General features: G+C 41.1%; 4 protein-coding genes. 3 read left to right on the top strand and 1 reads right to left on the bottom strand.

Features of this window, described 5'->3' with window-relative positions:
• Positions 1 to 120: 120 nt before the first annotated feature.
• Positions 121 to 2715, top strand: coding sequence for a DNA mismatch repair protein MutS (gene mutS / locus AAF462_09905; protein MEM7009434.1), 2595 nt, complete (start codon positions 121 to 123; stop codon positions 2713 to 2715).
• A gap of 24 nt (positions 2716 to 2739) precedes the next feature.
• Positions 2740 to 3105 (top strand): YraN family protein, encoded by a 366-nt coding sequence (locus AAF462_09900; protein MEM7009433.1) that lies wholly within the window; start codon positions 2740 to 2742, stop codon positions 3103 to 3105.
• On the opposite strand, the gene AAF462_09895 is transcribed toward AAF462_09900, so the two are convergent.
• The gene (locus tag AAF462_09895; protein MEM7009432.1) at positions 3102 to 4607 is read right to left on the bottom strand and encodes a hypothetical protein; all 1506 of its coding nucleotides are present in this window, start codon (positions 4605 to 4607) and stop codon (positions 3102 to 3104) included. The two genes, AAF462_09900 and AAF462_09895, sit on opposite strands and share 4 nt — an antisense overlap.
• A gap of 265 nt (positions 4608 to 4872) precedes the next feature.
• Between AAF462_09895 and AAF462_09890 the strand changes: the two genes are divergently transcribed.
• Positions 4873 to 5175: a co-chaperone GroES gene (locus tag AAF462_09890; GenBank protein MEM7009431.1), complete on the top strand. Its 303-nt coding sequence runs from the start codon at positions 4873 to 4875 to the stop codon at positions 5173 to 5175.
• Positions 5176 to 5243: the final 68 nt, after the last annotated feature.

Below are 5243 nucleotides of genomic sequence, written 5' to 3'. Positions count from 1 at the left end.
GCTACTGCTTAAACTCTAAAACTTTTCACAAAAAATTTTAGGGGCTTTCACGCTAGTGTCAGCCCCTTTTTTTATTCCTAAATTGAGACTTTAACCCTTAATTGATATAATCATCTAGCAATGTCAGAGCAGACCCCGATGCTAAAGCAGTATGTTTCCATTAAAAAGGAGTATCCGGACTCTATCCTTTTTTTCCGTCTTGGAGATTTCTATGAGATGTTCTACGACGATGCCAAGGTCGCATCAAAAGTGCTTGGCATAGCTCTTACGTCCAGAAACAAATCAGGCAAAAATCCGGTGCCGCTTTGCGGAGTGCCATTTCACAGTGCTGAGCCCTATCTGGCCAAGCTACTTAAAGAAGGACACAAAGTTGCCGTTTGCGAGCAGGTAGAAGACCCAAAGACCGCTAAAGGCGTTGTTAAACGAAAGGTCGTAAGGGTCCTCACGCCTGGTGCCATAATAGACACTGAAAAATTAGACTCTAAGTCAAACAACTATCTTGCAAGCGTTTATGTAAATAACCATTCCTACGGTTTTTCCTACACAGACATATCAACCGGCACTTTTAGAACAACTTCTTTTAGTTCATTAGATGCCTTAGTAGATGAGCTCTCACAAATAGAGCCTAAAGAACTATTACTTCAGGATGAAGAAACTAGAGGAAATATCTCAAGATCAGAATTGATAGGGTCTCACAATATTTTAGTAACAGAACTTGACCCATGGATCTGGGACCTTGACCGTTCAAAAGAGCTACTATTAGAGCATCTGTCTGCAAAAACCCTTGAACCTTTTGGGCTTGAAGAGCACCCTGATTCTATCACTGCATCAGGAGCTTTGATCCAGTATTTAAAAGACACTCAGATGGATGAGATGCCTCCCTTAGATGAGCCTCAATATTATGAGAAGTCTGATTATTTATTAATTGATGACTCAACTAAAACAAATTTAGAGCTCCTAAACACAATTAGGGGTGAGAGTGAACACGGAACTCTGTTTTGGGTGCTCGATGAAACCATGACTGCTATGGGAGCCAGGATGCTTAAGTTCTGGATAGCAAACCCTCTTATAAATAAGAAGAATATAGAAGAAAGGTTAGATAGCGTTAGTGAATTTAGAACTGACCCCAGGTTAAAAACTGACATAAGGGCAGTGCTCAAGGAAATAAGCGATATTGAAAGACTGATTGGAAGAATATCAACCACCCAAGGAAGGCCCAGAGACTTGGGTTCTCTTAGAGACTCATCCGCTCATATAAAAGATATTAAAGAGAAACTTGATAACTCAGATTCAAAAGCGCTTAAGCAGGTTTCAAAAGATATTGATGATTTAGATGACATTAGAGAGATGCTCGATGATGCGATAGTGGAAGAGCCGCCTGTTTCATCCAGGGAAGGCGGGATAATCAAAGAAGGTGTCAACGCAGAGCTCGATGAGCTCAGGTCCATAAGGCGGGACGGTAAAAAATGGATTGCAGAGCTTGAGGGAAGAGAAAAAGAGGCAACCGGCATTACTTCTCTTAAGATCGGATATAACAAAGTGTTTGGTTACTATATTGAGGTTACCAAAACTCACTTAGACTCAGTTCCTGAGCACTATATACGAAAACAGACACTCGTAAATGCAGAGAGATACATCACGCAGGAGCTTAAGGATTATGAAGAGAAGCTATTGGGTGCCGAGGACAAAATACTAGATATAGAAAAAGAGCTCTTTGAGCAAGTTAGAGTCAAAGTGGCGCTTCATTCAGATAGGGTTAGAAAAACAGCTAGTCTCATTGCAAGAATTGACGTTCTATCATCTCTTTGTGAGGCGGCGGAAAAATATGATTATGTACGGCCTGAGATTACAAAGTCTAAAAACCTTGCGCTAAAAAACAACCGCCACCCTGTGATTGAAAGAATGGAGCTTGGAGAGGGCTTTGTTCCAAATGATATAAAGCTTGATAACAAAGAAAACCAGGTGCTTATAATCACAGGCCCAAACATGGCCGGAAAGTCGACACTTATAAGACAAGTCGCACTTAGTGTGTTGATGGCGCAGATGGGCAGCTTTGTTCCTGCAAGCAGCGCTGAGGTTGGAATATGCGATAGGATCTTCACCAGAGTAGGCGCCTCAGACAATCTAGCAAAGGGGCAGTCTACATTTATGGTAGAGATGGTTGAGACTGCATATATTCTCCGCCATGCAACCGATAAGAGCTTGGTTATTCTAGATGAGATTGGCAGGGGCACTAGCACATTTGATGGAATGAGCATTGCCTGGGCTGTGGCCGAGTTTCTTCATGACAAGGGGGCAAAAACACTTTTTGCAACTCACTACCATGAGCTTGCAGAGCTTGCCATATCTAAGAAAAGAACTAGAAACTACAATATTTATGTAAAAGAGAGCGGGGACAAAATAGTGTTCCTTAGAAAACTAGTTCCCGGAGCTACCTCTCACAGCTACGGTATTCAGGTAGCTAAATTAGCTGGTGTTCCTGAAGGGGTTATCAAATCGGCCCGAAAAGTTCTGTTAAATTTAGAAAAGTCGCAGTCACAACTAAGAGATTCCATACTCGGGGGGCAAAGCTCTCTGTTTAATGATAATCCTACAGAAGAAGAAATTACTCACCCGATTGTGGAAGAGCTCCTTGAGATTGATACAAATTCCATGACCCCGCTTGATGCGCTTACAAAACTGGCCGAGTTAAAAAAGAAACTAGAGGAGGAGTGAAACAGTTTCTCTTTAGATGTCCCCATGACAACTAACACAAAAGCAGCAGGAAGAAGAGGAGAGGACTTAGCATGTAAGTGCCTTAAAAAAGATAAATACAAAATTCTTGAAAAAAACTACCGAGTCCGCCAAGGGGAGATAGACATAATAGCAGAGGACAAAAATAAGGTTCTTTGCTTTGTTGAGGTCAAAGCAAGAAGCCGAACTGATTATGGATCAGCAATTGAAGCAGTCACTTATGCCAAACAGAAAAAACTACTTGCCGCGGCTTTTGTCTATATAGAGGAGATGAAAATTAAATCCAAGGACATGCGTTTTGATATTGTTTCCGTTGATCTGAATTCAGGGGAGACAGAAATTTTAAAAAACGCTTTTGAAGTCAGTATCTAATTCTCTCTTGTTCCAGATCTTCTGTGAATAGTAAATACAGCTAAAAATCCTAAGATACATGCCAAGGAAATCAGCCCTATCTGGCTTATAGTCGGCACTGACCTTTTTAATTCAACAGTTGGAACCCCGTCTTGAGATCCCTCAAACAGCACATCAAAGACGTCACACTCAGAGCTACCCTTGAGATGATCATAAATTTTATCTTGCATCCAAGATGGTGCTTGCAGCGGCAATCCGTGGCCAGCCTGAAGTCCCTGGTCTATGTCATAGTTAATAAATTTAGCAAAACCGCTCGCTTCATTGTTATAACCTGCAGCTAAATAAAATCCATAAAGCCACTGGATGAAAATATCCTCTTTAGCATTGAATACTACGATTCCTTCTGAGCTGGATAACTCTGAGCAGCCCAATATTGAAGAAGTTGGATCTGTAAGAGGAAAACACCTTGCATGATTAGGTGCAAATTTATCACAGTTGCATGTGGACCCGTCATCTGGGGTAAAGTTCATTGTATTGTTAGAACAAAAGCAATTGTCGTCATCAGGAAAACAGCTGCATGCATCATAAGACTTATCAAGCGCTCTTTGCTGGTTATAGACACTTGCTGGAACCCCGCCTTCCCATTTACTTCCTGTGGCCCTGTTTATTATAAAGCTCTCTAATGTGCGGCCACACATTTCCTCTGAGCTGCAAGGAGTTGTACTGCAACCATTTTGAGTATTGCATGGGCTTAGCTCTACATTGGGATTATCAGTGATTTTGTCAATCCTTGAGCACTTATCACTTTGCCCATTATAGGGCAGTTGGTTTTCGTAGGGAAACATTAGACGGACTATATTTCTCTCAAGGTTTATTCTCTTATCGGTTTCAAGTAAGTCCCAAGCCTCTCCGACACAGCCGGAGATATTACCGTCAGCTGTTCCGCCTGGCTTTGTGCCGGATAAAAAAAGCGTTCCCAAGGGCAGATTCCCCGGATTATCCTCTGCAAACCTAAGTGCTGTAAGACTACCTAATGACCAGCCATACACGTGCACCTTATTTATTGTAAGTCCAAAATCTGAAATAGCCGATTCTATCGCATGCGAAATATCTTGAGACACTGAATCAAAGCTTAGAGTAGTTGTAAGAGTGCTTCCTGCAACTCCGGGAAAGTCTATAAAGATTAATATGTATTCTGAACACAGGCTGTTTTGCGCATTAGGAAACTTATGTTTTAAATTAGGGCTTGAAGTCAAATTAGTAAAAAGCTGCACTGGCCAATCAGGGATAATTGAGTTAGTGCCCGGAATATATACAATAGCCTCACTTGCATTGGGATTGCCGACCACGAGATAGTTCATCGTGTCACCAGTTCCAGGAACACTGCCTGTAGTCTGCACATCAGATCCAAATTCCCTAAGGTTGTCGATTATATCAGCACAGTCAACCGGGGTTTGAGCAAAGACATTTGCATTAAAATAAAGTGATAGAAAAAGTAATAGTGCTATGGAAATTATGTGCATCCCACCCTCCAAATTGGACTTACAATAAGGTCTGCTGTCCTTGAAGAACAATACTTTAGGAAAATACCTACCACTTATAAATATAGCATATTATGATCAAACAATATCTATCTTACTCTCGTATCTGAATCGATTTTGCTCGATATTAAAATGTTTTTTCTATATTACCCTTGACACTTTTAATTTCGTGCATACTTTATATCTAAGTTTTTACTAAATGGGTCAACAAATAACTTAAAAATTTTGTTCAGGAGGATTACCAAAAATGGCTATAAAACCGCTTAGCGACAAGGTTTTACTTAAGCCGATCAATGAACCGGAAACCACTGAAGGTGGAATTATCATACCGGAGACCGCAGAAAGTGCAGAAGCGGGACAGGCTCAGGAAGCAGAAGTTCTTGCAGTGGGCAATGGTCGACTTCAAATGGATGGCTCTGTAATGCCATTAATCGCAAAGAAAGGCGATAGAGTTGTGTTTGTAAATTATGGTGGTACACAGGTTAAAGTGAACGGGGAAGATTGTCTTATCCTCGAAGAAGCCGCCATTCTAGCAATACTTGATTCATAAAAATAACAGGAGGAAGTAGAGAAAATGGCAAAGGACATAAAATTTGACAGAGAGGCGCAGGATTCAGT

Source organism: Thermodesulfobacteriota bacterium (genome assembly GCA_039028315.1).
Lineage (GTDB): Bacteria > Desulfobacterota_D > UBA1144 > Nemesobacterales > UBA2774 > CR02bin9.
Note: the sequence above shows the minus strand (reverse complement) of the source record. Positions and strands in the feature narration are given on the sequence as shown.